Origin of the sequence: Hydrogenophaga flava NBRC 102514 (assembly GCF_001571145.1) — a bacterium.
Taxonomy (GTDB): Bacteria; Pseudomonadota; Gammaproteobacteria; order Burkholderiales; family Burkholderiaceae_C; genus Hydrogenophaga; species Hydrogenophaga flava.
In genome coordinates this window covers 124,841-149,024 of record NZ_BCTF01000014.1, presented here as the reverse complement: position 1 = coordinate 149,024, position 24,184 = coordinate 124,841, and the positions used below count along the sequence as shown (strand labels likewise).

The 24,184-nt window shown below is 63.8% G+C and carries 17 protein-coding genes, 2 tRNA genes and 1 pseudogene; 10 read left to right on the top strand and 10 right to left on the bottom strand.

The window, feature by feature from the left end; translation table 11 throughout:
- Positions 1-250 precede the first annotated feature (250 nt).
- The 4 genes from HFL01S_RS13770 (at position 251) to HFL01S_RS13755 (ending at position 8,123) form a co-directional block, all read left to right on the top strand.
- Positions 251-4,006 carry a hypothetical protein gene (locus HFL01S_RS13770; protein ID WP_066259396.1) on the top strand — a complete coding sequence of 1,252 codons (3,756 nt, stop codon included), beginning with the start codon at positions 251-253 and terminating at the stop codon, positions 4,004-4,006.
- A 329-nt stretch (positions 4,007-4,335) separates the two neighbouring features.
- Positions 4,336-4,635, top strand: coding sequence for a hypothetical protein (locus tag HFL01S_RS13765; RefSeq protein WP_066259393.1), 300 nt, complete (start codon positions 4,336-4,338; stop codon positions 4,633-4,635).
- Between the two features lie 11 nt (positions 4,636-4,646).
- Entirely contained in the window at positions 4,647-5,591 is a 945-nt protein-coding gene (locus tag HFL01S_RS13760; protein WP_157538872.1) for a hypothetical protein, read from the top strand.
- 414 nt (positions 5,592-6,005) lie between these two features.
- The gene (locus tag HFL01S_RS13755; RefSeq protein WP_157538871.1) at positions 6,006-8,123 is read left to right on the top strand and encodes a patatin-like phospholipase family protein; all 2,118 of its coding nucleotides are present in this window, start codon (positions 6,006-6,008) and stop codon (positions 8,121-8,123) included.
- A 769-nt stretch (positions 8,124-8,892) separates the two neighbouring features.
- Here the strand turns inward: HFL01S_RS13755 and HFL01S_RS13750 are convergent.
- Both HFL01S_RS13750 and HFL01S_RS25095 read right to left on the bottom strand, forming a co-directional pair.
- The gene (locus HFL01S_RS13750) at positions 8,893-9,228 is read right to left on the bottom strand and encodes a hypothetical protein (RefSeq protein ID WP_066259386.1); all 336 of its coding nucleotides are present in this window, start codon (positions 9,226-9,228) and stop codon (positions 8,893-8,895) included.
- A gap of 21 nt (positions 9,229-9,249) precedes the next feature.
- Positions 9,250-9,708, bottom strand: a complete 459-nt coding sequence (locus tag HFL01S_RS25095; RefSeq protein ID WP_157538870.1) for a hypothetical protein — start codon at positions 9,706-9,708, stop codon at positions 9,250-9,252.
- A 120-nt stretch (positions 9,709-9,828) separates the two neighbouring features.
- Here HFL01S_RS25095 and HFL01S_RS13745 point away from each other — a divergent pair.
- Positions 9,829-10,347 (top strand): annotated as a pseudogene (locus HFL01S_RS13745) (IS3 family transposase); the annotation flags it as partial.
- A 1,004-nt stretch (positions 10,348-11,351) separates the two neighbouring features.
- Here the strand turns inward: HFL01S_RS13745 and HFL01S_RS13740 are convergent.
- From HFL01S_RS13740 to HFL01S_RS13720, 5 genes are all read right to left on the bottom strand, one after another.
- Positions 11,352-11,427 (bottom strand) — tRNA-His (locus HFL01S_RS13740).
- 28 nt (positions 11,428-11,455) lie between these two features.
- Positions 11,456-13,351 carry a SurA N-terminal domain-containing protein gene (locus HFL01S_RS13735; RefSeq protein ID WP_066259384.1) on the bottom strand — a complete coding sequence of 632 codons (1,896 nt, stop codon included), beginning with the start codon at positions 13,349-13,351 and terminating at the stop codon, positions 11,456-11,458.
- An 85-nt stretch (positions 13,352-13,436) separates the two neighbouring features.
- Positions 13,437-13,512 (bottom strand) — tRNA-Val (locus HFL01S_RS13730).
- A gap of 20 nt (positions 13,513-13,532) precedes the next feature.
- Complete coding sequence (locus tag HFL01S_RS13725; protein ID WP_066158910.1) at positions 13,533-13,805, bottom strand: HU family DNA-binding protein; 273 nt, start codon at positions 13,803-13,805, stop codon at positions 13,533-13,535.
- Positions 13,806-14,091: 286 nt separating this feature from the next.
- Positions 14,092-15,189: a tartrate dehydrogenase gene (locus HFL01S_RS13720; protein WP_066259382.1), complete on the bottom strand. Its 1,098-nt coding sequence runs from the start codon at positions 15,187-15,189 to the stop codon at positions 14,092-14,094.
- 89 nt (positions 15,190-15,278) lie between these two features.
- On the opposite strand from HFL01S_RS13720, the gene HFL01S_RS13715 reads away from it, so the two are divergent.
- The gene (locus HFL01S_RS13715; RefSeq protein ID WP_066259378.1) at positions 15,279-16,265 is read left to right on the top strand and encodes a LysR family transcriptional regulator; all 987 of its coding nucleotides are present in this window, start codon (positions 15,279-15,281) and stop codon (positions 16,263-16,265) included.
- Here the strand turns inward: HFL01S_RS13715 and HFL01S_RS13710 are convergent.
- Positions 16,222-17,109: a DMT family transporter gene (locus tag HFL01S_RS13710; protein ID WP_066259375.1), complete on the bottom strand. Its 888-nt coding sequence runs from the start codon at positions 17,107-17,109 to the stop codon at positions 16,222-16,224. The genes HFL01S_RS13715 and HFL01S_RS13710 overlap by 44 nt on opposite strands.
- Positions 17,109-17,678 carry a CDP-diacylglycerol--glycerol-3-phosphate 3-phosphatidyltransferase gene (pgsA, locus tag HFL01S_RS13705; protein ID WP_066259373.1) on the bottom strand — a complete coding sequence of 190 codons (570 nt, stop codon included), beginning with the start codon at positions 17,676-17,678 and terminating at the stop codon, positions 17,109-17,111. The genes HFL01S_RS13710 and pgsA overlap by 1 nt, the downstream gene beginning before the upstream one ends.
- A gap of 78 nt (positions 17,679-17,756) precedes the next feature.
- Between pgsA and HFL01S_RS13700 the strand changes: the two genes are divergently transcribed.
- Positions 17,757-19,412 (top strand): adenylate/guanylate cyclase domain-containing protein, encoded by a 1,656-nt coding sequence (locus tag HFL01S_RS13700; RefSeq protein ID WP_066259372.1) that lies wholly within the window; start codon positions 17,757-17,759, stop codon positions 19,410-19,412.
- 21 nt (positions 19,413-19,433) lie between these two features.
- On the opposite strand, the gene uvrC is transcribed toward HFL01S_RS13700, so the two are convergent.
- Positions 19,434-21,497: an excinuclease ABC subunit UvrC gene (uvrC, locus tag HFL01S_RS13695; protein WP_066259432.1), complete on the bottom strand. Its 2,064-nt coding sequence runs from the start codon at positions 21,495-21,497 to the stop codon at positions 19,434-19,436.
- Positions 21,498-21,537: 40 nt separating this feature from the next.
- Between uvrC and earP the strand changes: the two genes are divergently transcribed.
- The 3 genes from earP (at position 21,538) to HFL01S_RS13680 (ending at position 24,183) form a co-directional block, all read left to right on the top strand.
- On the top strand, positions 21,538-22,620 hold the full coding sequence (earP, locus tag HFL01S_RS13690; RefSeq protein WP_157538869.1) for an elongation factor P maturation arginine rhamnosyltransferase EarP: 1,083 nt from the start codon (positions 21,538-21,540) through the stop codon (positions 22,618-22,620).
- A gap of 63 nt (positions 22,621-22,683) precedes the next feature.
- The gene (gene efp / locus HFL01S_RS13685) at positions 22,684-23,238 is read left to right on the top strand and encodes an elongation factor P (RefSeq protein ID WP_066158929.1); all 555 of its coding nucleotides are present in this window, start codon (positions 22,684-22,686) and stop codon (positions 23,236-23,238) included.
- 66 nt (positions 23,239-23,304) lie between these two features.
- A complete protein-coding gene (locus tag HFL01S_RS13680) occupies positions 23,305-24,183 on the top strand; it encodes an AEC family transporter (protein WP_066259367.1) in 879 nt (292 codons plus the stop codon).
- Position 24,184: the final 1 nt, after the last annotated feature.

Here is a 24,184-nt window from a genome sequence, read left to right as displayed (position 1 = left end):
GCCGTCCGCTATTGATCGTAGGTCGTTGTCGCCCTTTAGTACCCTTTGCTCATTGAGCGTTTAAGGCTGGTTGCGGCCGTTGAAACTTTCAGGCGGAGTGTCAGCGAACGCTCGAAGCAGTCGTCACCCTGTCGCGTTGGCCTGGTCTGGGACGTCTTCACGGTTCTCGCCTTGACGGCCATCAACGACTACCATTTCTTGAGTTTCACTGTTCGCGTATCGTGGATGTCCTAGACGATAGAGAGAAGCCATGCAATGGATCGACGAAAAAGGCCTTCAGACCTGGGCGACTTTCCTTAACGCTCGCGAGCACCTGATGGCGATGCTGGCGGATCTGATCCGCATGACCATCGACGACGCGTCGCGGTTTCGCTTCCCGAGCGGCGAGGTGAGCCAGCTGCGGGGCTGGGATGGTGACCTAGAAACCGACGAGGCCAAGAGCTTTGTCCCCGCGGGCAAGTCGAAGTGGGAGTTCGGAACCGGGCCCGGCGCGTCAAAGGCGAACGCCGACTACGAGAAGCGGACCAACCAGACCCCCGCGGCCGAGATGGCGGAGAACACGCTCGTTCTGGTCAACCTCGGCTGCTGGGACACGCCAACCAAGAAGATCCCGGAATGGGAGAACGACCGACGCGCCGAGGGCAAATGGAAGGACGTCAGGTATCTCGACGGCGTGGCTCTCGTCCAGTGGCTGAAGGATCACCCGGCCATCGCGGCACGTTACGCGCGCAATGTCCTCAAGTCTGCGCCGCAGGACGGGGCTTTGAGCACAGATGAATACTGGGAGGAATTCAGCACGCAGTTCAGGCCGCAGCTCAATGAGAAGGTCGTTATCGGTGGTCGACAGAATGATGCCGATGCGCTGATTGCCAAACTGCGCGGCCAGCCCGAATCTTTCATGCTCGGTGCTGAGACATCGGAGGAGGTCATTGCCTTCGCAGTTGCAGCGATCCGTAGCGCGGATACGGCCGTGCGCGAATCCTTGGAGTCCAGAACGCTGATCGTCCGCACGGAAGCGGCGGCCCGCTTTCTGGCGATGAAATCGAAGATGGCCTTCATCGCTACGGGCGCAGCAGAATCGCTGGCAGGCGTGCTCGGAAAGAACTGTCCAACGTTGTCTGCCGCAACGGGCGCTCAGGCCAAGCGCGGCCCCTTGCTGCGTCGGCCAACTGCCTCGGATATGGTCCCGGGCTTAATCGAAATGGGTCTTGACCATGGTCAGGGCTACGAACTGGCCCATCGATGTGGGCGCAGCCTGACTATCTTGAAGCGACTGATTAAGAACACGCCAGTCGGTGACCCCGCTTGGGTAGGCCAGGCAAGCGCGTTGAAACCCGCGCTGCTTGCCGGCGGGTGGTCGAGCGACCTTGCGGCCGACTGCGAAGTACTGAAGGAACTGGGCAACTTTCCCGCCTACAGCGCCATCGAGGACATCCTCATCCCGACGCTGGGTATGCCGGATCGTCCCGTCGATAGAGAGGCCGACGTCTGGCAGGTGCGTGCACCTGTAGATGCGTTCTACTTCTACGGCGGCCAGCTCACCGAAGACGACCTTGCGCGGCTCCGCGATGCCGTCGTCAAGGTCTTCAGCAAGCCGCTCGAGCAACCATCACGAGATCAGAAATTCAACCCGGCAAGGGCCGCGCCAACCAATCACAGTCGATGGCTGCGCGACGGGCTTGCGTTGACGCTGCTCATCATCGCTTCGATGCACGACGTGGCCAACCTGCACGTCAAAGGCAAGTCGCCGCAGCAGTACGTTGACGACGTGGTCAATGCCTTGCCTGAATGGAGCAAGTCGCACCACTCAATAATGCGCCTAGGCGACCAGACCGCGCTCTTCGCGGAGGCGGCGCCCAACCCTTTTTTGAAGGCCCTCGAGTCTATTCTCGAGGGCACCCCTAAGCAGGTCGCTAAGATCTTCGAGTCCGAGCGTGATCGCGTATTCGGTCCGTGGAGCCCACATGTGCATTTCCTCTGGGCGCTGGAGACGATTGCCTGGGACCCGAAATACCTGAACCGCGCGGCGGTGGTGCTGGCCAAGCTAGGCGAACTGGATCCAGATCCGGACTCGAACCACGTCAATCGGCCAATCAACAGCCTGCGCGACATCTTGCTGGCCTGGTCGCCCGGCACCTACGCCTCGCAGCCTCAGCGCATCGCATGCCTAGATGCGGTACTGGCCGCATGTCCCGACGTCGGCTGGCAGTTGCTCAAGAAGCTGATGCCCCGTCACATGGACTCGACCTCGCCCACGCAGCATCCCAAGCTGCGCGACCTCGCGCCCGAAAAGCCCGAGGAAATCACGTTCGGGACGGTGTGGGACTTCGAAAGCGCCGTGATCGATCGCGCGCTTGTGGCCGCTGGTGAAAGCGAGGGGCGGCTGGGGGTCTTCGTCGAAGCGATGGGGCGACTGCAGCCTTCAAATCGAGCGAAGCTGCTGGCCCGCCTCGACAGCTTCTTGGACGCTCACCAAACGGCAGAGGGCAACACGACATGGCACGCCCTCAAAGACGAGGCGAGCCGAAACGAGTACTTTGGCGACTCCGACTGGGCGCTAACCGGTGATGAATTGGCGGCGCTGAAGGCAGTGGTTGAGCGACATCGTCCAGCCGACCCGATGGTGTCTGAACGCCATGCATTCGACGACTGGACGCCGCACGTTGGTAAGTACAACCCGGACGCCGAAGTCCTTGATGACTCCGCGAACTTGCGCAAGGAAATTCTTGAGCGAGTGCTGGCGCGAGATGGCGTGCCGGGAATCCTGAGGCTTGCCAAGATGGTCAAGTTGCCTGATCTCCTCGGCCAAGTCTTGGGCCAGGTGCCGTTCACCATCGAGCAAATGTTTGAGCTGCTGCAGGGCGCGCTGCAGGCTGATGCACCGCCGAGCCTGTCTTACTACACCTCGGCCGCTGGCTTCGACAAGTTCGGTGAGGCATGGACGGAGGGGTTTGAAGGCCGCGTTCTCTCACTCGTTACTGATAGCACGGCAAAGGCCAAGCTGCTGCTGGGCTGGGCTTCTACCCGTCCGACCTGGAACTACGTGGAAGGACTGGGTAGCGAGGTGCGAGACCAGTACTGGCGTCACGCGGGCCTGCTGCCGACGGAAGGGCCGCTCGAAGACTTCCTGTTTGCGATCGATCAGTTCCGCAGCGTGGACCGGGATATTGAGGTGTTGGGCCTGCTTCACAGACGCAGCAAGGACGTGCCGACGTCCGTGCTGATGAGCCTGCTCGCTAAAGGCCTCAACCAAATAGGCGATGGTCTCAAGCGCCTGGGGAACATGCTGTCCTACTACGTCGGCCTAGCCCTGAAGGAACTGCGAACCCGCGGTGATGTGGCAAAGCTGGAGATCGCGAAGTTGGAGTACGCCTACCTCGGCCTGCTGCGCTACGAGAAGGAGCCCCTCACCGTCTACAGCCTGCTGGCGTCGGATCCCGAAATGTTCGTCGAGGTGCTGTCCGACGTGTTCAAGGGCAAAAACGCGCCGAGCGACCTGGAGATCACCGAAGCGATGAAGGTGCGCGCGGAGATCTCGTACGACCTGCTGTCGGCGTTCAAGACCTTGCCGGGTCTGCATGATGGAATGGTCAGCGCGGCCGAGCTATCCGAATGGGTGACGAAAGTCAGAAGCCTTGCTGCGGCCAAGGGCCTCGATGAAATTGGAGATCAGCGCATTGGTTTCGTGCTTGCCCATGCACCGCAGAATCCCGACGAAGCCTTCTGGCCGCCTTCAGCGGTGTGCCAAGTGGTCGAGAACGTCGCGTCAGAGCAGGTCGAGCGCGGCTTCGCAATCGAGTGCTTCAACAAGCGCGGCGTTTATCGGAAGGGAATGAATGAAGGGGGGGCGCAGGAGCGCGAGTACGCCGAGCGCTATCAGCGCTGGGCAGACGCGACGATGGCGTACCCTCGCACCTCCGCGATATTGATGGCCATTTCCGAGGACTGGGTTCGCCAGGCGGAGCGCGCAGATGTGAGAGCAGAGCAGGGAAAAATGAAGATTTAGCCCTTCTTGCAACTGCAGTTTCGATGGACAAAGACTTCATTAGGCAAGTGAGTGTGCGCTCGACCACAAGGTGCGGCTGACAGCCCCCGCTGCACTGCGACCCTCCGGTTTTGCAAAGTCGGTTCCAGGCTGCTTGCTGCCGGTCAGGTTTGGTCGCCCGATGACAGCCCTCTTAGTAACCGGCTATTCGTCATCTTGCACCCCGACTGACCGCTGTATTTTGAGTTCACGACAAACCGCTTCACCCCCAAAATTGGTGACGCATTGAACCGAGGATCGTCCGAGAATTGTTTCGGCTCAATATCGCCCTAACATTTCAAGGAGAGCGAGTGGCCCCCACCAACACCCCCCCGCCCGCCGCCGTCAAGCGCTTGGAGGCTTTGGTCTACTACGCGGTAGACAAGGCATCGCCCTATTCCCTTGCGTACAGCATCAGCACAGATTCGCTGAGCAAGATTGGCGGCTTCAAGTTGGCTGAACTGGCGATTACACCGCAGGGCGCTTCAATCATGTGGCTTTGGATCAATGCCTACTGCCAGCCGGATGCCAAACCTACACCAGCTGATGTTGCGGCCAAGTGCAAAACCGTAGATGACGTTCGCAAGGCTGTAATGGCCAACGTGGCTTGATGGAGCGCCACATGTCGATCAATGACATTGCTATCCACCCGGCATCGTTTTCTATGCTGGTTGCCTCAACCCTGATTGCCACTCCGGCTCTCAGCGCCGGACTCAAACTTCACGCAGACGACGCTCCGGTCAACACGCCCTGGAAGGAGCCTGCCACCCTGGCCATCACACGCGAGGGCGGCAGCAATACCGTCACGGCCGATCTGGTGCTGACCTACCAATCGGAGGTGCAGGCGAGGCGAAACGCCAACTTTGCGCGTAACGGTTCGTACAGCGCAGGTCTCTATGTGCATCGAGACTCCACGTCCACTGCACCCAAGAACGATCGTGGACTCTCTGCCGGCTATGCAGGGCTTCTCGTGTCTGACTTGGGCAACGCCGGTCCTGTCGGCAGTCTTGGGTATTCGGTCAAGCTGAGCGTCGGAAAGTCACTCGTCGAGATCGAGGATTCGGTCGGTGCCAAGTCCTGGGTCGACAAGAACAAGGCGCGACTTGTGGTGGCGCTGGGCGGCTATGTGCAACCCGCCATTGGAGGTAGCCCTCAGAAGGGGGTGATTCCGTCGATCCTGTACTTCGACGGCGGACCAGCCCTTTACGTCGACCAATCCCACGGCAATGGCGTCAAGGGTACGGGCCGCTTGACCGGAGCACAACTCAAGTTGGGTGCGAACTACGCTCCCCTGGGCATCGAGCCCACGCCGGTGGCCGGGCTGGCAATAGTGCCGACTATCCGGCTGGCCGGACAGGTGCAGCGCGACTTCAGCGCGACCGGGAGCCGCACGAAGCAGACGCGCAAGCTTTACAGCTTGGAACTGAATCTGCTGTTCGCGCGGCCTGACGAAGAGGGGGGCAAGATCGTGCCTTCAGTGCAGCTGGTGCGCAGCGTGGGTGCAGACCTGCTGACTGGTCGATCCAAAAAAGCGAAGACCGAGCTGTCTCTCGGCTTGACGTTTTGAGATCACCCGAACTGGCCGGGCCCCCCATTCCCTACAACCAACTCGGCTGGCTAGATATGGCACACCACTCGTCGGCACTCAACGCGCGGATGCTTCATTCCCGTACAGTTCGAGCACTCTCGAAATGCATTAAGCCAATGCTGAACATGTTGCCGAAACTCCGAGGCGACGCTCGCAAATCCTTGATACCTAAAACTCCTTTGGTGAGTCAGGGGCCTTGTTCAGCGAAGCCTTAGGTCGGTGCTAACGCAACCGGCAACAGCCCAGTGCGCTACGTGATCGACAACCTGCTCGACGCGCAGCTGTGCACGATGACCGACCCGCAGGCCGAGTACTCGGCCTACGCCAATGCGCTGCTGGCGCGCCATTTGCCCGATCCGGGCTGCGTGTCCGGCCGTGACCGAGGATGCCGTGATGCCCGAATCGAACCCCGCTGCCGCCGACAAGCCGCTGTGCGACCTGGTCATGAAGGGCGGCATCACCAGCGGCGTGGTCTACCCGCAGCTGATCGCCGAACTGGCTGATACCTACCGCTTCAAGAACATCGGCGGCACCTCGGCCGGGGCGATTGCCGCGGCCGGCTGCGCGGCGGCCGAGCATGGCCGGCTGACCGGCCAGCGCGCCGATGCCTTTGCCGAGCTAATGAAGCTGCCCCGGCAGTTGAAGGAACGCAGCGCCGACGGCCACTCGATGCTATTCCACCTGTTCCAGCCGGCGGCGCCGGTGCGCAAGCACTTCGCGGTGCTGGTCAGCATGCTCAACGCCAGCCCGCTGGCGGCGGCCGGACGGGCCGTGCTGGCCATGGTGCGCCAGTTCTGGGGCATCGCGCTGCTCGGCGTGCTGCTCGCCTTCGTTCTGTTTACGCCGGTGGTGCTGGTCGCGGCACCGACGCTGTCGCTTGCCGCGGCGTCCGGTGTGGCGCTGGCCGTGCTGCTGCTGTGGTGGCTGTGGGCGGCCTACGGTCTGTGCCGGCTCGAGGCGCTGAAGGCCTCGCCATGGAAGGCGCCGCTGCTGTGGTGGGTGTTCGGGCTGCTGGCCAGCGCAGCGATCCTGGGCGCAATCGGCGGCACCGCCGGCGGCGTGGCGCTGTTATGGGCGGTGCTGGCCGGTGGTATCGCCGCACCGCTGACCATAGGGCTGGTGCTGGCGCTGTCGGGCCTTCGCTTCGGCAACACACTGGTGGCCGGCATGCACGGCAACGGCTACGGGCTGTGCAGCGGTCGCACGGTCGAGGCCGGTGCCGGACATGCCGGGCTGACCGACTGGCTCAGCGGCTACTTCGAGGGTCTCGCGGGTCATCATGCGTCGCACCCGCTGGTCTTCGGCGACCTCTGGAATGCGCCGCTCGTGAACGGCCGCTTCGCCGACGTCAAGCCGGCGGACCGCCGCGTCAACCTCGAGGTGATGACCTCGGCTGTGAGCCAGCAGATGTGCTACGCCATCCCGTTCCGCGGCGACCAGGGCCTGTACTACGACCCGCAGGAATGGCGGAAGCTGTTTCCCGATGAGGTGATGAAGTGGCTGGACGGTGTCTCTGCCGCAGAGGGCGCCGAAGTCCGTGCGGCGGGCGAGGATCTGGAGACCGTCGTGCACGAGCTGAACGGCGAGCGCCGCGTGCTGTCGCGACTGCCCAGCAATGCCAACCTGCCGCTGGTGGTGGCGGTGCGCATGAGCCTGAGCTTCCCGGCGCTACTGTCGGCCGTGCCGCTGTACGCCGTAGACTTCAGCCTAAAACTCAACCAGTGCCCCAAGGGTCAGCCACCCCTGGACTCGCTGATGGCCACCCGAGTGTGGTTCTCCGACGGCGGCATCGCGAGCAACATGCCGTTGCACTTCTTCGACTCGCCGCTGCCCGGTCATCCGACCTTCGCGATCAACCTGAAGTCCGAGCACCCCGACCACAAGATCGACGCTACGCTGCCGCCCGGCCAACAGCCAGGGCGTGTCTACCTGCCCGACAGCAACGTCGGCGGTGAGCGCCGCTACTGGCCGGCACCGGCCGACGGCAGCTCGCTCGGCGGACTGATCGGCTTCGTCTTCAGCATCGTCGACACGATGCAGAACTGGCGCGACGAGATCCAGTTCCCCTACCCGGGCTACCGCGACCGCATCGTGCAGATCAGCCAGCTGAAGGACGAAGGCGGCCTAAACCTCGACATGCCCGACCGCAACATCGAGAACCTCAGCGCGGCCGGGCGCGTCGCGGCCCAGAAGCTGCGCGCACGATTCCATGCGCCGCCCGGGCAGTTGAGCGAGGGTTGGCGCTACCACCGCCAGCAGCGGCTGCGCATCCTGCTCGGAGTTTTCGAACGGATGGCGAAGGACTTGGGGCGATCGCTGGCTGCCGGCCGATGGGATGAGGCGCTTGAGGATATTCCGCCGCACGACTACAGCGCGGCGCACAAGGCCCAGGCCTTCGAGTGCATGCAGCGCATCGACGAGCTGGCAAAGCTGCTGCATGACGAGGAGCCATCACTCGAGTCGCGCGCACCGAAACCACGTGCCTCGATGCGCATCGCACCGCGCATCTGAGTGCAAACGGTTCAGCCACCCTGTTCGAGTGCGTCAGGATAACTGCTAGGCTGGGAATAACATGGTTCTCTAGTAGAGCAGCCGGCTGACTACATGATATTGAGTTCAAGTGCGCCACATTTGATGGGCGGTACTGAATCGGGTACAGGGTCAAGTTTTGCAGACCTCCCCTCGCTGTCGCTACTTGCAACTGGCGTCGTATTTCCCCCAGCCATCTGGAATACCCGCACAAAAGTCTCCTTCAGGACCCCAGAGAGCAACACCGTCGACTCCGCCCTTGCCTTTGCACGAGCAGAGGCGCACATCCTTAGCGTTGCGCTGACCAACGGTGTATTTGTCCTTGTTTTCCCACAGGCCACCACGGACGTTACCCGGTGGCCCCCAAAGCTCCAAATCCTTGACACCACCCTCGCCAGCGCACTTGCCAATCTTTTCGACTGTCACGCATGAGTTTGAGTAAGTACCCCAAGGTCGGGTGTCGCCTTGTATCATGCCGCCACAAGGCTCACCTTTTGGCCCCCAAAGGGTGACACCGTTTGCCCCACCTCTCCCAGTACAGGAACAAAGCTCAGTCGTTTGTGCCCTAGCTGTAGTGGTGAGAACGATGGCAATGAGGGCGATTGATGCGCTGAAAAAGTTCCTGTTCATACTTGAACCTCCGTGGGTTGTGATATTCAGGCTGGATCAAGAAGCTTGCTTCGCCCTAATCATTGGCGGTTTGCGAGACCAACAACACTTGCACACGAGCGAGAACCAAGTACTGCCCGTTTTATTTCGGCAGATACTTTTTTGCGAACGCTTCAATGAAGTCAGTGCCGGCATAGCCTGCAGCGATAACACCCAGGAGGGTCGTACCCTTGCTGAAATCGGCCTCTCCCGACCCGAACTTCAGCCCGAGAAAACCTGTGACGCCAGCTACCGCGCCGATGAAAATCGAGATTCCAAGCGTTTTGCCGCTGAAGACATCTGCAAGAGACTTCCCTTCTGCGGCGGCCTCATCTGACTGCTTCTTCAGACCGGCAACGGCCCGCAGGCTCTGTCCAAACGCGCCTAGAAAAGCTGAGATCAAGAAGGCGTACAACAAGGTCTGCTCAACGGAGGCCATAGCTTCTCTCCCTTTTTCAGGCTAAGACCCTGCCCAGGGAAACGCGATGCCGACCGCAGTCACAACGTTCTGAGCATCATTGCTGTTGGATCCTTGAGTTTCAGCCCCCCATGGGTATGGCACCCAGTTCATTGAAACGAGACTAGCTGGAACAAGCTCTGGCATCGCAGTCGAAGTCTCGATGGAGTTGACGGATGCGTGCACCCGTACTCCCTTGCACCATGCTGGCGCCGAAAGCATCAAGACCTCGGACTCAATGGTCGAGCAGACTTGAATTGATGGTCCGGTTGGCATGGCCGCGATGAACGAAAAGTCCCAGATGCCATCTGCAGGCGGGGTGACGTAGACGTGCGGGGAAAGCCGCCCGTTTGTCCAGCCACCTGTATTGACCGTCCCCCTTGCATGCAAAAGCATCAAGGGGGGCAGGCTCTTCGTTTGATTGAAGATCACCGTTTCAACCGACAAGACCATCGCGTCCATAGGTGCCTCCACATGTAAAACTTTAGAGTACGCATGGTTACATGGTGGGCGTGCGCCACACATCCCCTGAATGGATGATGTAAAAAGTTCGGAATCCCTGTACCAGCCGCCTTCTGACGCAACCAGCTCTGGGTCTCGGACTTCACCTACGTCTCGACCTGGCAAGGCTGGCCGTACATGGCCTTTGTGATCGACGTGTACGCGCGGCGCATCGTGGGCTGGCGGGTGAGCAGTTCGATGCGCACGGACTTCGTGCTCGATGCCCTGGAGCAGGCGCTTTACGCCCGTCAGCCTGAGCGTGATGGCAGCCTGGTCTGTCACTCCGACAGGGGGTCTCAGTACGTCAGCATCCGCTACACCGAGCGACTGGCCGAGGTCGGTATCGAGCCCGCAGTGGGCAGCAAGGGCGACAGCTACGACAACGCGCAGGCCGAGACGATCAACGGGCTGTACAAAGCCGAATTGATCCACCGCCGAGCTCCTTGGAAGACAAAGGAATCGGTGGAGCTGGCCACTCTCGAAAGGGTGTCATGGTTCAACCACCACCGACTGCTCGAACCTGTCGGCTACATCCCACCCGCCGAGGCTGAGGCAAACTACTACCGGCAACTCGCCAATCAGGCCGCAACACCGGCCTGACTTAAACCAGCCTGCCCCCATGATTCCTTGGCGCGGTTCAATACCGTACAGGAGTGGACGGGCTTGGCCAACTCCATCGAAGCCAAGTATTTGGAGGCGCTGTTGAGAGATCCAGCAGCTATCAATCAGCTTGTCGCAGCCTCTGCAGTCCCCAAGCCGAAGCCGCTGACGCATGTTTCGACCGCCGCACGCAGGACTGTGCCGCATCGCCGAGGACGCCCTTAGCATTCCACAGCTAGCAGAAGCTGACTTGGCTTTGGCCGCGCTCCAGAGTACCAAATCACCATGCGGTCGGCGTGTCGTAGCGTGTCCCGGCGCGGTGGCGCCTGCGCGGCTTCAGGACGTGCGGCAAGGAACCGGATCAGCGTACCTGTCAGCCATTGGCAGATAGCCGTCGGCGCAAGGCGCTCACTGTCTATTGAGCACCGGTTGTGCCTGCCCCATTACCTACTGACCAAAGGCATGGTTGAACGCTTCAATGATCGGATGAGCGAAATCAATGGTCGAACGAGCTTCAAGTCGCTGAGGAGTTGGCGACGGCGCTCAAGCACAACCCGGACATGTACAACCATCGCATACCGGAGCGAATGCGTGATCACCTGTCACCCACTCAGGCCCTGAAAAACTGGCCAAGGATGTGCGCCGTTTTTTAGCCGCAGCATCTGGATGTACGCATGGAGCATCGCCGGCGCTGCCGTCCTTAGCGATCACACCACCTGAGGTACAAACGGCTCACGAAGTACCGCAATGCAGCGAAAGCTATCACCGACGTGCAGCCCAGGTGGTGGACAAGAACTCTGAATGCCTGCAGTGACTACCATGACAGGCATGGTTGAAACGCAGCTGCCTGCCCTTGTGGCCGATGCACAGTGCGGGGTATGTGGGGCTAATCTGTAAGCACTGCCTAAACGTGCAAAACCCTGTACCGGCGGCTACACAGTGGCTACACGACAACAAAAGCGAACCCCCGCTATCAAATAGATAGCGGGGGTTCCTTGATTCACTGGGGTGGCTGATGGGACTCGAACCCACGACAACAGGAATCACAATCCTGGACTCTACCAACTGAGCTACAGCCACCGCAAGCCTGCCATTATAGCGTGAACCTTTACTGTTTTGGCTCGGGCACCAGGATCTTGACCTTGAACCGTTGCTTGAGCAGTTCGTAGTGCGCCTGCGCCTCGGCGGTGTTCCACCACTGCGCGTATTGCTGCACTTCCTGGTTCTGGGCAGATGGCGTGGCACGCGGCAGCACCTTCTCCACCTTCACGATCGCATAGCCCTGCTCGCCCAGGTCCACACCGGCCCAGGACGGCAACTGTTTGGGATCGGTGCTGAGCGCGGCCCTCAGGACCTGTCCGGACACACCTTGCGGGTTGTCGCGAGAAACGACCACAGACGCAGGCAGCGCAGTGGTGTCGCTGCCCGACTTGAGTGCCTCCAGCTTGCGGGCCCCCTCTTCCTTGGCCATCTGGGCGGACCGCTGGGCGATCAGGCGAGCGCGCACACTGTCGCGGACTTCGGCCAGTGGCAGCGTGCGAGCCGGGGAGTGGTTCACGACCCGCGCCGCCGTCATCTGGCCCGAGGCTGTTTCGATGGCCTCGGTGTTGCGCTTGTTCTGCAGGGAGTCGGGAGCGAACAGGGCCGAGAGAAGGCGCTCGTTGGCCAGCACCCCGGAGCCCGGCACCGGCTGACGCGTCAGGCCTTTCGCGGTCTTGATCGCAAGCTTGAACTGGTCTGCAGCAGGCTTGAGGCTTTCCGCCTGCTCGTAGACCGTATTGCCGAAGCCGTCCGCGCTCTCTGCGAAGCGCTTTTGTGCCTGCTGTTTCTTCAGATCGGCCTCGATCTGCGGACGCATTTCCTCGAACGTCTTCTGCTGGGGAGCCTTGATGTCGGTGAGCTGGATGATGTGGTATCCGAACTCGGTTTCCACCAGATCAGAAATCTCACCCTTCTTGAGCGAAAAAACCACGTCCTCAAACGGTTTGACCATCGCACCACGGCCGAAAAACTCGAGATCGCCACCTTTGGATGCAGACCCGGAGTCCTGCGAGTTGGCCTTGGCCACGGCGGCGAAGGTTTCCGGAGCCTTGCGCACCTGCTCCAGCAAGGACTGCGCCTTGGCCTTGACCTTTTCGCGCTCCTCGGCGGGCGCGCTGGCTGCGGCGTTGAGAAGAATGTGGCTGGCGCGCCGCTCCTCGTCACCAGAGAGCTTGGCGACATTCTCCTTGTAGTAGGCGCGCAGATCTTCTTCGTTCAGCGTCAGGCCCTTGGCGATCTCCGCGGCATCGAGCACGAGGTATTCGACGTCGATCTGTTCGGGCGCCTGGAACAGAGACTGATTGTCCTTGTAGAACTGCTCGATCTCGGCATCGGTCGGCGCCACTTTGGCCGCAAAGTCCTTGGCGGCCAGCGTCAGCACGCGCACTTCGCGGCGCTCGAAGAACGCATTGAGCGAGACCTGGGCCACTGATGGGGGCGCGAACCCGGTGCCTTGCACACCACCGAGCACCTGACGCATGGACAGGTCGGAGCGGATGCGGGCTTCGAAACCTTCAGGTGTCAGCCCCTGGCGCGCGACCATCTGCGCATAGCGCTCGACATCCAGCGAACCGTCGGGCTTGCGCAGGGCGGCGATGCCGGGGTCTTCCTGCAACGCACGCGCCAGGCGCTGGTCGCTGGTATAGAGGTGATCCTTCTGCACAGCGGCGGCCAGCACGCGGTCACGCACCAGACGCTCCAGCGTCGCGTAGCGCGCGGCATCGCTGTCGAGCAGTTTGGCATCGAGGTTGGGCATCTGCTCTCGCAGGCGCTGCGCCTCATTGCGATGCGCCTCGTCCCATTCGCTCTTGCGGATGTCGTGACCATCCACGGTCGCCACGGCTTCACCGCGCTGATTGAAGTCGGTGAAGCCCTGGACACCGAACAGCACGAAGGACGGGATGATCAGTATCAGCAGGAAGCCCATGAGGTACTTCTTGTGATTGCGGATGGAGTCGAACATGCCTGGAATCCTGCTACTTCAAACAAACGCCGACACCGGAGTGTCGACAACAAAAAAGGCGAACCCGAGTTCGCCTTCTTGATGGTGGTGGGTGCTGACGGGGTCGAACCGCCGACCTACGCCTTGTAAGGGCGCCGCTCTACCGACTGAGCTAAGCACCCCACCGGATACCTGTGGCTGCTCAGTTCAGAGCATCCTTGAGGGCCTTGCCCGGACGGAACTTCGGAACCTTGGCGGCCTTGATTTTAATCTCAGCGCCGGTGCGGGGATTGCGACCCTTGCGAGCGGGACGTTTGGTCACAGCGAACGAACCGAAACCCACCAGGGACACCGTGCCGCCCTTTTTCAGGGTGGTGCGGATGGCGGTGATGGTGGAATCGAGTGCGCGGGTGGCCGCAGCCTTGGAAATGTCGGCGTGCTTGGCGATGTGCTCGACGAGTTCTGTTTTGTTCACAAATAGCCCCTCTATAAGAAATAAAAGTTCGTCTCATCAGGCGAATGCGTGGTGGTGAAGCACCGGCCGCCACAGCCTGCTGTTTCTGGTTGGGTCACAGGTCGCATTGGTACGGAAAAGCCACCGCCCATGCGCGTCTTCATTAGACCCACTGGCCTGCTGCACTGTCAATACAGAGGCCATTGAAACCCCCAACGAACGCCAGAACCGCGAGATTCTATGCGGTTTCCATAGGCTCCCAGCGACGCGCGCGTGACGCGCACCACGCCACGCATCGCGGGCCGGATCACCCCGCCTGAACGATGGCCGCAATGGCCTTGCCGAGATCGCTGGTGCTGGCCTGCCCCCCGAGGTCGCGGGTGCGTGGCGCATCGCTGCCGGGCGCCAGACAGGTCTCTATCGATCGCATGATGGCGTCGTGGGCCTCGCGATGCCCCAGGAAGTCCAGCATCATGGCGCCGCACCAGATCTGGCCGATCGGGTTGGCGATGCCCTGCCCCGCGATGTCCGGCGCCGAACCATGGACGGGCTCGAAAAGGGAAGGATGCTGGCGCGTGGGGTTGAGGTTGGCGCTCGGCGCAATGCCGATGGTGCCGGTGCAGGCGGGGCCCAGGTCGGAGAGGATGTCGCCAAACAGGTTGCTGCCCACCACGACGTCGAAGAAATCCGGGCGCTGCACGAAGTGCGCGGTGAGGATGTCGATGTGGAACTTGTCCACCTTCACGTCCGGATATTCCTTCGCCATGGCTTCCACGCGCTCGTCCCAGTAGGGCATGGTGATCGCGATGCCGTTGGACTTGGTGGCACTGGTCAGGTGCTTCTTCGGACGGGAACGTGCGACCTCGAAAGCGTGGCGCAGCACCCGGTCCACGCCGACGCGGGACATCACCGTCTCCTGCACCACGATCTCGCGCTCGGTTCCTGCGTACATGCGGCCTCCGATGCTGCTGTATTCACCCTCGGTGTTCTCCCGCACGATCACCATGTCGATCTCGCCGGGTTCGCGCGGGCTGCCGTCGCGCCGCACCACCGGTGCCCGCACGCCGGGCATCAGCCTGGCCGGCCGCACATTGACGTACTGGTCGAACTCGCGGCGGAACATCAGCAGCGACCCCCAGAGCGAAATGTGGTCGGGCACCTTGTCGGGCCAGCCCACCGCACCGAAGTAGATCGCGTCGTGCCCCCCGATCTGCTCCTTCCAGTCGTCCGGCAGCATCTTGCCGTGGCGCTCGTAGTAGTCGCAGCTGGAGAAGTCGAAGTGGTCGAACTGCAGGCCGATGCCGAACTTGGTGGCGGCCGCTTCGAGGACGCGCAACCCCTCGGGCATGACCTCGGTACCGATGCCGTCCCCGGCGATGACAGCGATGCGATGGACTGATGACATGGAAAGCTCCTGTGGTGGCAATGTGGTGTCGAGCTTACGGCTGTTTATGACAATAATTCGTCCACCCATTGTTTCCATGAAAGAAAGAATTGGACCGTCCTGATCTGGAACTGGTGCTGGCCGTCCGACGCCACGGCAGCCTTGTCACCGCCGCGCGGGCGCTGAAGGTGGCGCCGTCCGTGGTGACCAAACGCCTGGCGGCGCTGGAGGCCCGGCTGGGCACCCGGCTGTTCCAGCGCACCACCCGCCGCGTGAGCCCGACCGCCGACGGCGACACGCTGTGCGAACGTGCGCAGGAGCTGCTGCGCGCTTTTGAATCGGCCGAGGCGGAATTGCGCGAGCGCCAGGCCGAGCCGTCCGGGCCGATCCGGTTGGCGGCCACCTTCGGCTTCGGTCGCACCTGGCTGGGACCAGCGCTGGCGTCGCTCCAGTCCCTGTATCCGAAGGTCAACGTGCAGGTGCAGCTGACAGAACAACTGCCCGACCTCACGGCGGAGGGGCTGGACGGGGCGATCTGGTTGTGGAACGCACCGGCGCAGCGCGCGGGCGAATGGACCCAACGGCAGCTCGCCACCAACCAGCGTGTGCTGGTCGCTGCGCCGGCCTACCTGCGCCGGCGCGGTGTACCCCGCTCGCTGGACGAGCTGTCACAGCACGACTGCCTGGTGGTCCGCGAGAACGGTAGCGGCGCCGAGTTGCGCTTCGACCACTGGCGCCTTCAGAGGGGCGGCGAGCGCCAGTGGGTCCACGCGCCGGTGCGAGGACCGCTGTCGAGCAACTCCGGCGAGCTGGTGCGCGACTGGTGCCTGGCGGGCCACGGCATCATGCTGCGCAGCCTGTGGGACGTGGCACCGCTGATGGAGCGCGGCGAGCTGGTGCGGGTGCTCGATGAATGGAGCGTGCCCGACGCGGACATTCACTGGATCGCGCCTTACCGGGTGCAGGTGCCACGGCGCATCCGGCTGCTGGTGGACTTCCTGGCGGAACGCTTCCGGGACGAGCCCTGGCGCCACCAGCAGGCCACCAGCCCGGTCAGCGCGAAGGACGCACCACCAGGCTCACGCCGAAAGCGGTGAGCGCGGTGCCGGCGATCGTCGTCGCCGTGATCGGTTCGGCGAACAGCACCCAGGCGATCAGCGCCGTGCAGGGTGGCACCAGGTACATCAGACTGGTCACCGACGCCGCCGCGCCACGCTGGATCAGCATGTACAGCAGCGAACTGCCCCCCAGCGTCAGCCCGAGCACGGACCAGGCCATGGCGCCCGCCAGTTCGGCGTTCCAGCGCATGGTCTCAGTCTCCAGCAGCGCCAGCGGCAGCGTCACCACCAGGGCCGCCGCAAGCTGGACCGTGTTCGCGGTGCGCACGTCGCAGGGCTGGACGAAGCGCTTCTGATACAGCGTGCCCGCGGTGATCGCGAACAGGGCCATCACCGCGAACGACAGGTTCAGCCAGTTGGCCGAGTCACCCGGCCCGCCGGCGCCGAACTTGCGCGAAACCACCAGCACCAGACCTGCGAAGCCCAGCAGCAGGCCCAGCCACTGGCGGCGCGACACATGGTGCCCGCCCACGCTGGTCAGCCAGATCGCTGTGAGCACGGGCTGGATGCCGACGATCAGCGAGGACAGGCCGGAGCCCATGCCGGCCTTGACCGCTGCCCAGACGCCGCCCAGGTAGCCCGCATGCATGAGCACGCCGGTGACGGCCAGGTGCAGGGCCTGCCGGCGGTCGGACGGCCACTTCACCCCGGCCAGCACGATCCAGGGCAGGAAACAGAGGATGGAGAGCGCATAGCGCACCGCCAGAAAGGACATCGGCGGTGCGTGCGGCATGCCGTAGCGCGCCACGATGAAGCCGGTGCTCCAGATCAGCACGAACACCCAGGGCATGGCACGGAGCCATGCGTTGTCGCGGGGGCTCATCAGCGCGAGCGGGCGCGGATCTCGGGCAGCGCCTTCTGCAGGTAATACACCATGGACCACACGGTCAGCACCGCGGAAATCCAGATCAGCCAGGTGCCCCAGAGGTGGGTGTCGATCACGCCGAACAGCGTGCCGTGGAACAGCAGGAAGGGGATCGCCACCATCTGCACCGTGGTCTTGACCTTGCCGATCATGTGCACGGCAACGCTCTTGGTGGCACCGATGATGGCCATCCACTCGCGCAGTGACGAGATGGCGATTTCGCGGCCGATGATGATCAGCGCCACAAACACATCGGCCCGTTCCAGGTGGACCAGCACCAGCAGGCAGGCGCAGACCAGGAACTTGTCGGCCACCGGGTCGAGGAAGGCGCCGAAGGCCGAGGTCTGGTTGAGCTTGCGGGCCAGATAGCCGTCGGCCCAGTCGGTGGCTGCGAACACGATGAACATCACCGTGGCGATCAGGTTCTGCTGCGCCGGGCTCACACCTTCCAGATAGAACACGCCGATGATCAGGGGAATGGCGACGATGCGCGCCCAGGTCAGCAGGGTGGGAAGGTTGAAGAACATGGGCGAGATTATGGGGGTGGTTTTGTACACTGGCCTTCCATGTCGCCCCCTCCCCCTCCCCCCACGGCGCCTCGGAGCTTGGGCACCTTCACCCTGCGGTTCACGCTCGTTGCGGCGTTCACCGGCATCACGCTGCTGGTCAGCCTGGTCATCGGGCTGGCCACGGCCACCCTGGTGGGCGACTTCGTGCGGGACGAATTCCGCCTGCGCATGTCCGACCTGGCGGCCGTCGCCGCCACGCAGATCGATGTTCAGGCCCACCACCGCCTGCAGACCCCGAAGGACCAGGACAGCCCGGACTACCGCGCCCTGCAGGAGCACTTGCGCAAGATCCGGGACCACGGCACCCACATCCGTTTCATCTACACCACCCGCCTGCGACAGGACGGCCAGGTGGTCTTCGTGGTGGATGCCGAAGAAAAGCCGGAAGATTTCAGCGCACTCGGCGACGTCTACGCCGACGTAAGCCCGGAACTGCGGGCCGCCCTGTCTGCGCCCAAGGGCACGGCCAAGGCCTTTGTCACGCAGCGCTTCTACACCGACGACTGGGGCACCTGGATGTCGGCCTACGCGCCGTTGTACCTGCCCGACGGAAGCATGGACGCCGTGCTCGGGCTGGACATGTCGGCGGACCGCATCCTCCAGCAGAAACGGCAATACCAGTACGCCCTCTGGGGCGCCTGCGCCCTGCTCGCGCTGCTGTTGATGCCGGTGGCCTACTGGATGGCCCACCGCATCCGTCGTCCCCTGTCGCGGCTCGAGGGCGACATGCGCAAGGTGCGCCAGTTCGACCTGGAAAGCACGCCCCCCATCCGCTCGCGGGTGATCGAGATCAACCGCATGGTGGAGCAGCTGGAGAGCATGCGTTCGGGCCTGCGGTCGTTCCAGAAGTACGTGCCGGCCGAGATGGTGCGGCGGCTCATCGCACGGGGCGTCGATGCCGAGCTCGGCGGCACGCAGCAGGAGATGACCTTCTTCATGTCCGACGTGGAGGGCTTCACGACGCTCAGCGAGCGGCTTGCGCCGGACGAGCTGGTGCACCACCTGGGCGAGTACCTCACCGCAGTCTCCGGCCGCCTGCTGGGTGCCGGCGCCACGGTCGACCAGTACATCGGCGACGCGGTGCTGGCCTTCTGGAACGCCCCCGAGCCGGTGGCCGACCATCCGCAGCGCGCCTGCGATGCGGCCCTGGCGGTGCAGGAGGCCGTTGCCCGGCTCAATCTTGACTGGGAGGCCCAGGGTCGCAGCGTGGTGTTCAGGACGCGGATCGGCATCAACACCGGTGAAGCCATCGTCGGCAACATCGGCTCCGACGACCGCATGAGTTACACGGTGATCGGCGACGAGGTGAACCTGGTCAGCCGGCTGGAAGCCACCAACAAGTTCTATGGCACCTCGATCCTGTTGTCCGAACAAACGCAGCAGCGGGTGCAGGCGCAGTTCGTGACCCGCCTGGTGGACCAGCTGGTGGCGTACGGCAAGAGCCGGCCGATCCGGGTGTACGAGCTGCTGGGCCGCCAGGGTGCGGTGGCACCAGGGCTGCTGGACATGGTGGCCGACTACGAGGCCGCCTTTGCCCTCTACCAGCAGCGCGACTTCGGCACGGCCATGGCCCTGCTGGAGCGCTACCCCGACGACCCGCCATCGCGGGTGCTGCACAGCCGCTGCCGCCGCTACCTGGACCACCCGCCGCTGGCGGAATGGGACGGCAGCTTCCTCTTCACCAGCAAGTAGGCCAGCCCAGGGCTCAGCCCTTCAGTGCAGCGCCCTATAGATGGCGTCGGCCAGCTCGGCCGAAATGCCCTCGACGGTGCTCAGGTCCTCGACGCTGGCGGCGGCCACGCCGCGCACGCCGCCGAAGCGCTGCAGCAGGCGCGCCCGCTTCTTCGGCCCGACGCCGGGAATGTCCTCCAGCTTGCTGCCTCCGGTGCGCACCTTGGCGCGCTGCGCCCGCATGCCGGTGATGGCGAAGCGGTGCGCCTCGTCGCGAATCTGCGCCACCAGCATCAGCGCCGCCGAATCATGGCCCAGATAGACCTTCTCGCGTCCGTCGGCGAACACCAGTTCCTCCAGCCCGACCTTGCGCCCCTCGCCTTTCTCGACACCGACGATCAGCGACAGGTCCAGCCCCAGTTGCTGGAACACCTCGCGCGCCATGCTGACCTGGCCCTTGCCGCCATCGACCAGCACCAGGTCGGGCATGCGCGGCCCACGGGGCGCCTCGCCGGCGGCCTCGGCCGTGGGTTCCGGGGTGTCGGCAGCGAGCGCCTTTGCTTCCACCGCGTCGGCCTGCGCCTCCTGCGCCACGCCCTGCTCGGCCCGCAGCGCCTCGGCGATCTTGCCGTAGCGCCGCAGCAGCACCTGGCGCATGGCCGCGAAGTCGTCGCCGGGTGTGATGCCGTCGATGTTGTAGCGGCGGTACTGGCTGTTCTGCATCTTGTGCGCCTCGAACACCACACAGGACGCCTGGGTCGACTCGCCCGCCGTGTGCGAGATGTCGAAGCACTCGATGCGCAGCTCGTCCAGGTTGTCGTCGGGCAACCCCAGCGCCTCGGCCAGCGCGCGCGTGCGCGCCTGCTGCGATCCTTCTTCGGCCAGCAGGCGCGCCAGCGCGATCTCGGCATTCTTCTGCGCCATGTCCAGCCAGGCGCGCCGGTGTTCGCGCGGCTGGTGCACCGTGTGCACCTTGGCCCCGTTCTGTTCGGTGAGGGCCTCCATCAGCGTCCGGCTCACGGCATGGCTCGTCACCAGCGTGTGCGGCAGCGCCGCCCCAAGGTAGTGCTGTGCGATGAAGGCCTCCAGCACCCGCACGTGCACCCGTTCCATCGGGTCGGCGGAAGACGGCGACTCGGCTTCCGATTCCAGCGCCTCGTCGATCTGGGTTGCGTCCTCCACATGGGCCGGGAAGTACGGCCGGTCGCCCAGGTGTCGGCCACCGCGCACCATGGCCAGGTTCACGCAGGCCCGTCCGCCCAGCACCTTCACCGCCAGCACGTCGACGTCCTTGTCCGAGAGGTTGTCCATCGCCTGCTGCTGCAGCACGCGGGAGAGCGCACTCATCTGGTTGCGGATCTCGGCCGCCTGCTCGAACTCCAGCTTGTCGGCGTGGGCCATCATGCGCGCCTGCAGCGCATCGAGCACCTCCTGGGTCTCGCCGCGCAGGAAGCGCTCGGCGTCGGCCACGTCCCGCCCGTAGGCTTCGGTGTCGATCAGGTCCACGCAGGGGCCGGTGCAGCGCTTGATCTGGTAGAGCAGGCAGGGGCGCGTGCGGTTGGCGAACACCGTGTCCTCGCAGGTGCGCAGGCGGAACACCTTCTGCAGCAGCGTGATGGTTTCCTTGACCGCCCAGGCGCTGGGGTACGGGCCGTAGTAGCTGTGTCGCCGGTCGACCACGCCGCGGTAATAGGCCATGCGCGGGAACGCGAGCATCGGCAGGGGTTTGGTCCCGGCGGTCCGGAAGGTCTCGCGGGTGCCGGTGATCTTGAGGTAGGGGTAGCTCTTGTCGTCCCGGAACAGGATGTTGAACTTGGGGTTCAGCGTCTTGATCAGGTTGTTTTCCAGCAGCAGCGCCTCCGCCTCGGTGCGCACCACCGTGGTTTCCATGCGCACGATGCGGCTGACCATGTGGCCGATGCGGGTGCCGTCGTGGTTCTTCTGGAAGTAGCTGCTGACACGCTTCTTCAGGTTGCGCGCCTTGCCCACGTAGAGCAGCTGGTCCTGGGCGTCGAAATACCGGTACACCCCCGGCAGCCCGGGCAGGGCCGCCACTTCGGCCAGCAGTTGTTCGGAGTGGGGTGCGTCGGGTGCGGGACTGGACATGGGGCCGTATTGTGAATCCGCCGCCATGGACAATCGGCGCATGCAATGGGACATCTTCTGCCGGGTCATCGACAACCTGGGCGACATCGGTGTGTGCTGGCGGTTGTGCGCGGGACTGGCGGCGCGCCAGCAGCGCGTGCGTCTGTGGATTGACGTGCCCGACGATCTGGACTGGATGGTGCCCGGCGCCAGGGAGGGCCACATCCACGGGGTCGAAGTGATCCACTGGACGGAGCCGCTGCAGGCCGCCTGCGCCGGCACCACCGCCGATGTCTGGATCGAGGCATTCGGCTGTGATCCGGCGCATGAATGCCTCGATGAGCTGGCCTTGCGCGTGCAACAGGGCGCTGCGGCGCCGGTCTGGCTGAACCTGGAATACATGAGCGCCGAGGCCTATGTCGAGCGCTGCCACCGCCTGCCCTCGCCCATCATGACCGGGCCGCTGCAGGGCCTGACCAAGTGGTTCTTCTACCCGGGCTTCACGCCACGGACGGGTGGCCTGCTGCGCGAAGCGGACCTGCCTGCACGGCAGGCGGCCTTCGACGCGGCCGCCTGGCTGGCGTCGCAGTCGCTGCCGGTCAGCGGGCTCCCCAGGGCGAGCCTGTTCTGCTACGAGCCCCCTGCCCTGCGCGCCGTGCTCCAGGAGGCGGGCGCGCAGGCGCCCAGCGACTGGCTGGTCACCACCGGCCGCGCCGCCGACGCCGTGGCAGCCGAGCGCGGCCGGGGTCTGGACACCGGTCAGGCCCGGCTGCACACCGTGCAGCGCCTGACCCAACACGACTACGACCACCTGCTCTGGTCCTGCGACCTGAACTTCGTGCGCGGCGAGGATTCGCTGGTGCGTGCCCTGTGGACCGGCAAGCCTTTTGTCTGGCACATCTACCCGCAGCACGACAACGCCCACCACGCCAAGCTGGAAGCGTTCCTGGACTGGCTGGAGGCACCGCCCTCGCTGCGCGATTTCCACCGCGCCTGGAACGGCATCACGGCCCCCGGCACCGTCTGGCCGGGCTGGGACGTGGTGAACACCTGGCAGCCCTGTGCGCTGGCGGCGCGGCAGCGCCTGCAAGCCCAGCCCGACCTGATCGGCCAGCTGATCGGGTTCGTCACTGGAAAGCGTTAAAATTCAAGGCTTTGCTAGAAGCGTCGCCGCACAAGGAACCGCGGCCCAACTGTTGGAACCCCTATGAAAATCGCCCAAGAAATCCGCGCCGGCAACGTGATCATGCACGGCAAGGACCCCATGATCGTCCTGCGCACCGAGTACGCCCGCGGCGGCCGCGGCGCTGCCACCGTCCGCATGAAGCTCAAGGGCCTGCTGGGCAACATCGGCACCGAAGTCGTCTTCAAGGCCGACGACAAGATGGACCAGATCATTCTGGACAAGAAGGAGTGCACCTACTCCTACTTCGCCGACCCGATGTACGTCTGCATGGACACCGAGTACAACCAGTACGAAGTGGAAGCCGAAAACATGGGCGATGCCCTGAACTACCTCGAAGACGGCATGGCCGTTGAAGTGGTGTTCTACGAAGGCAAGGCCATCTCGGTCGAACTGCCCACCAGCATCGTGCGCGAAATCACCTGGACCGAACCCGCCGTCAAGGGCGACACGTCCGGCAAGGTGCTCAAGCCCGCCAAGATCGCCACCGGTTTCGAAGTGGCCGTGCCGCTGTTCGTGGAACAAGGTGACAAGATCGAAATCGACACGCGCACCGGCGAATACCGCAAGCGCGTCTGATCGGGCTCCTGCCCCACAGAAAGGCTCCCGCAAGGGAGCCTTTTTTGTTGTTGCTACCCTTGCACCATGGACCTCCTCTCCCGCATCGCTGACGTCATCATCCCGGTCTTCCTGATCGTGGCGATCGGCTACGGCTACGCGCGCCGCAAGGTGCCGGACCTGTCCGCCTTCAACCGCATCGCGCTGGACGTGCTGGCGCCTGTGCTGGTGTACTCGGCTCTCGCGGCCAAGGACTTCCGCCTGGCCGATCATGTGCCGCTGCTGATCGGTGGCACGGTGCTGATCCTGGGCAGCGGCCTGCTGGCCTGGCCGCTGGCGCTGGTGTTCGGCGCGCAGCCGCGCACCCTGGTGCCGGTGGTGATGTTCAACAACTGCGGCAACATGGGCCTGCCGCTGGCCCTGCTGGCCTTCGGCCCGGCGCACTTCGGTGCCGCGGTCGCGCTGTTTTCGGTCAGCAACCTGTTCCACTTCTCGATCGGCGCGCGCATCACCAGCGCCTCGGCCCGCACGCGCGACCTGCTGACCAGCCCCCTGATGATCGCCACCGCGCTCGGGTTTGCCAGCGCGCTCACCGATCTCCGCCCGCCTGATGTACTGATGTCCGGCCTGAAACTGCTGGGGGATGCGCTGCTGCCCATGATGCTGTTCGCCCTGGGCGTTCGGCTGACCTCGCTCACCCGCGCCGGCCTGGCGCTCGGTCTGCTGGGTGCACTGGCCCGCCCCCTGCTCGGCCTGGCCATCGCCATTCCTCTTGCTTGGGCTCTGGGACTGGAGGGAGCGGCGCGCGGACAGCTGCTGCTGTTCGCCGCCCTGCCCCCGGCCGTGATGCAGTTCATGCTGGCCGAGCGCTACCACCAGGAGCCCGACAAGGTCGCCGCCATGATCATGCTGGGCAACGCCCTGGCGGTGGTCTTCGTGCCGCTGGCCCTGGCCATCGGGCTGTGAG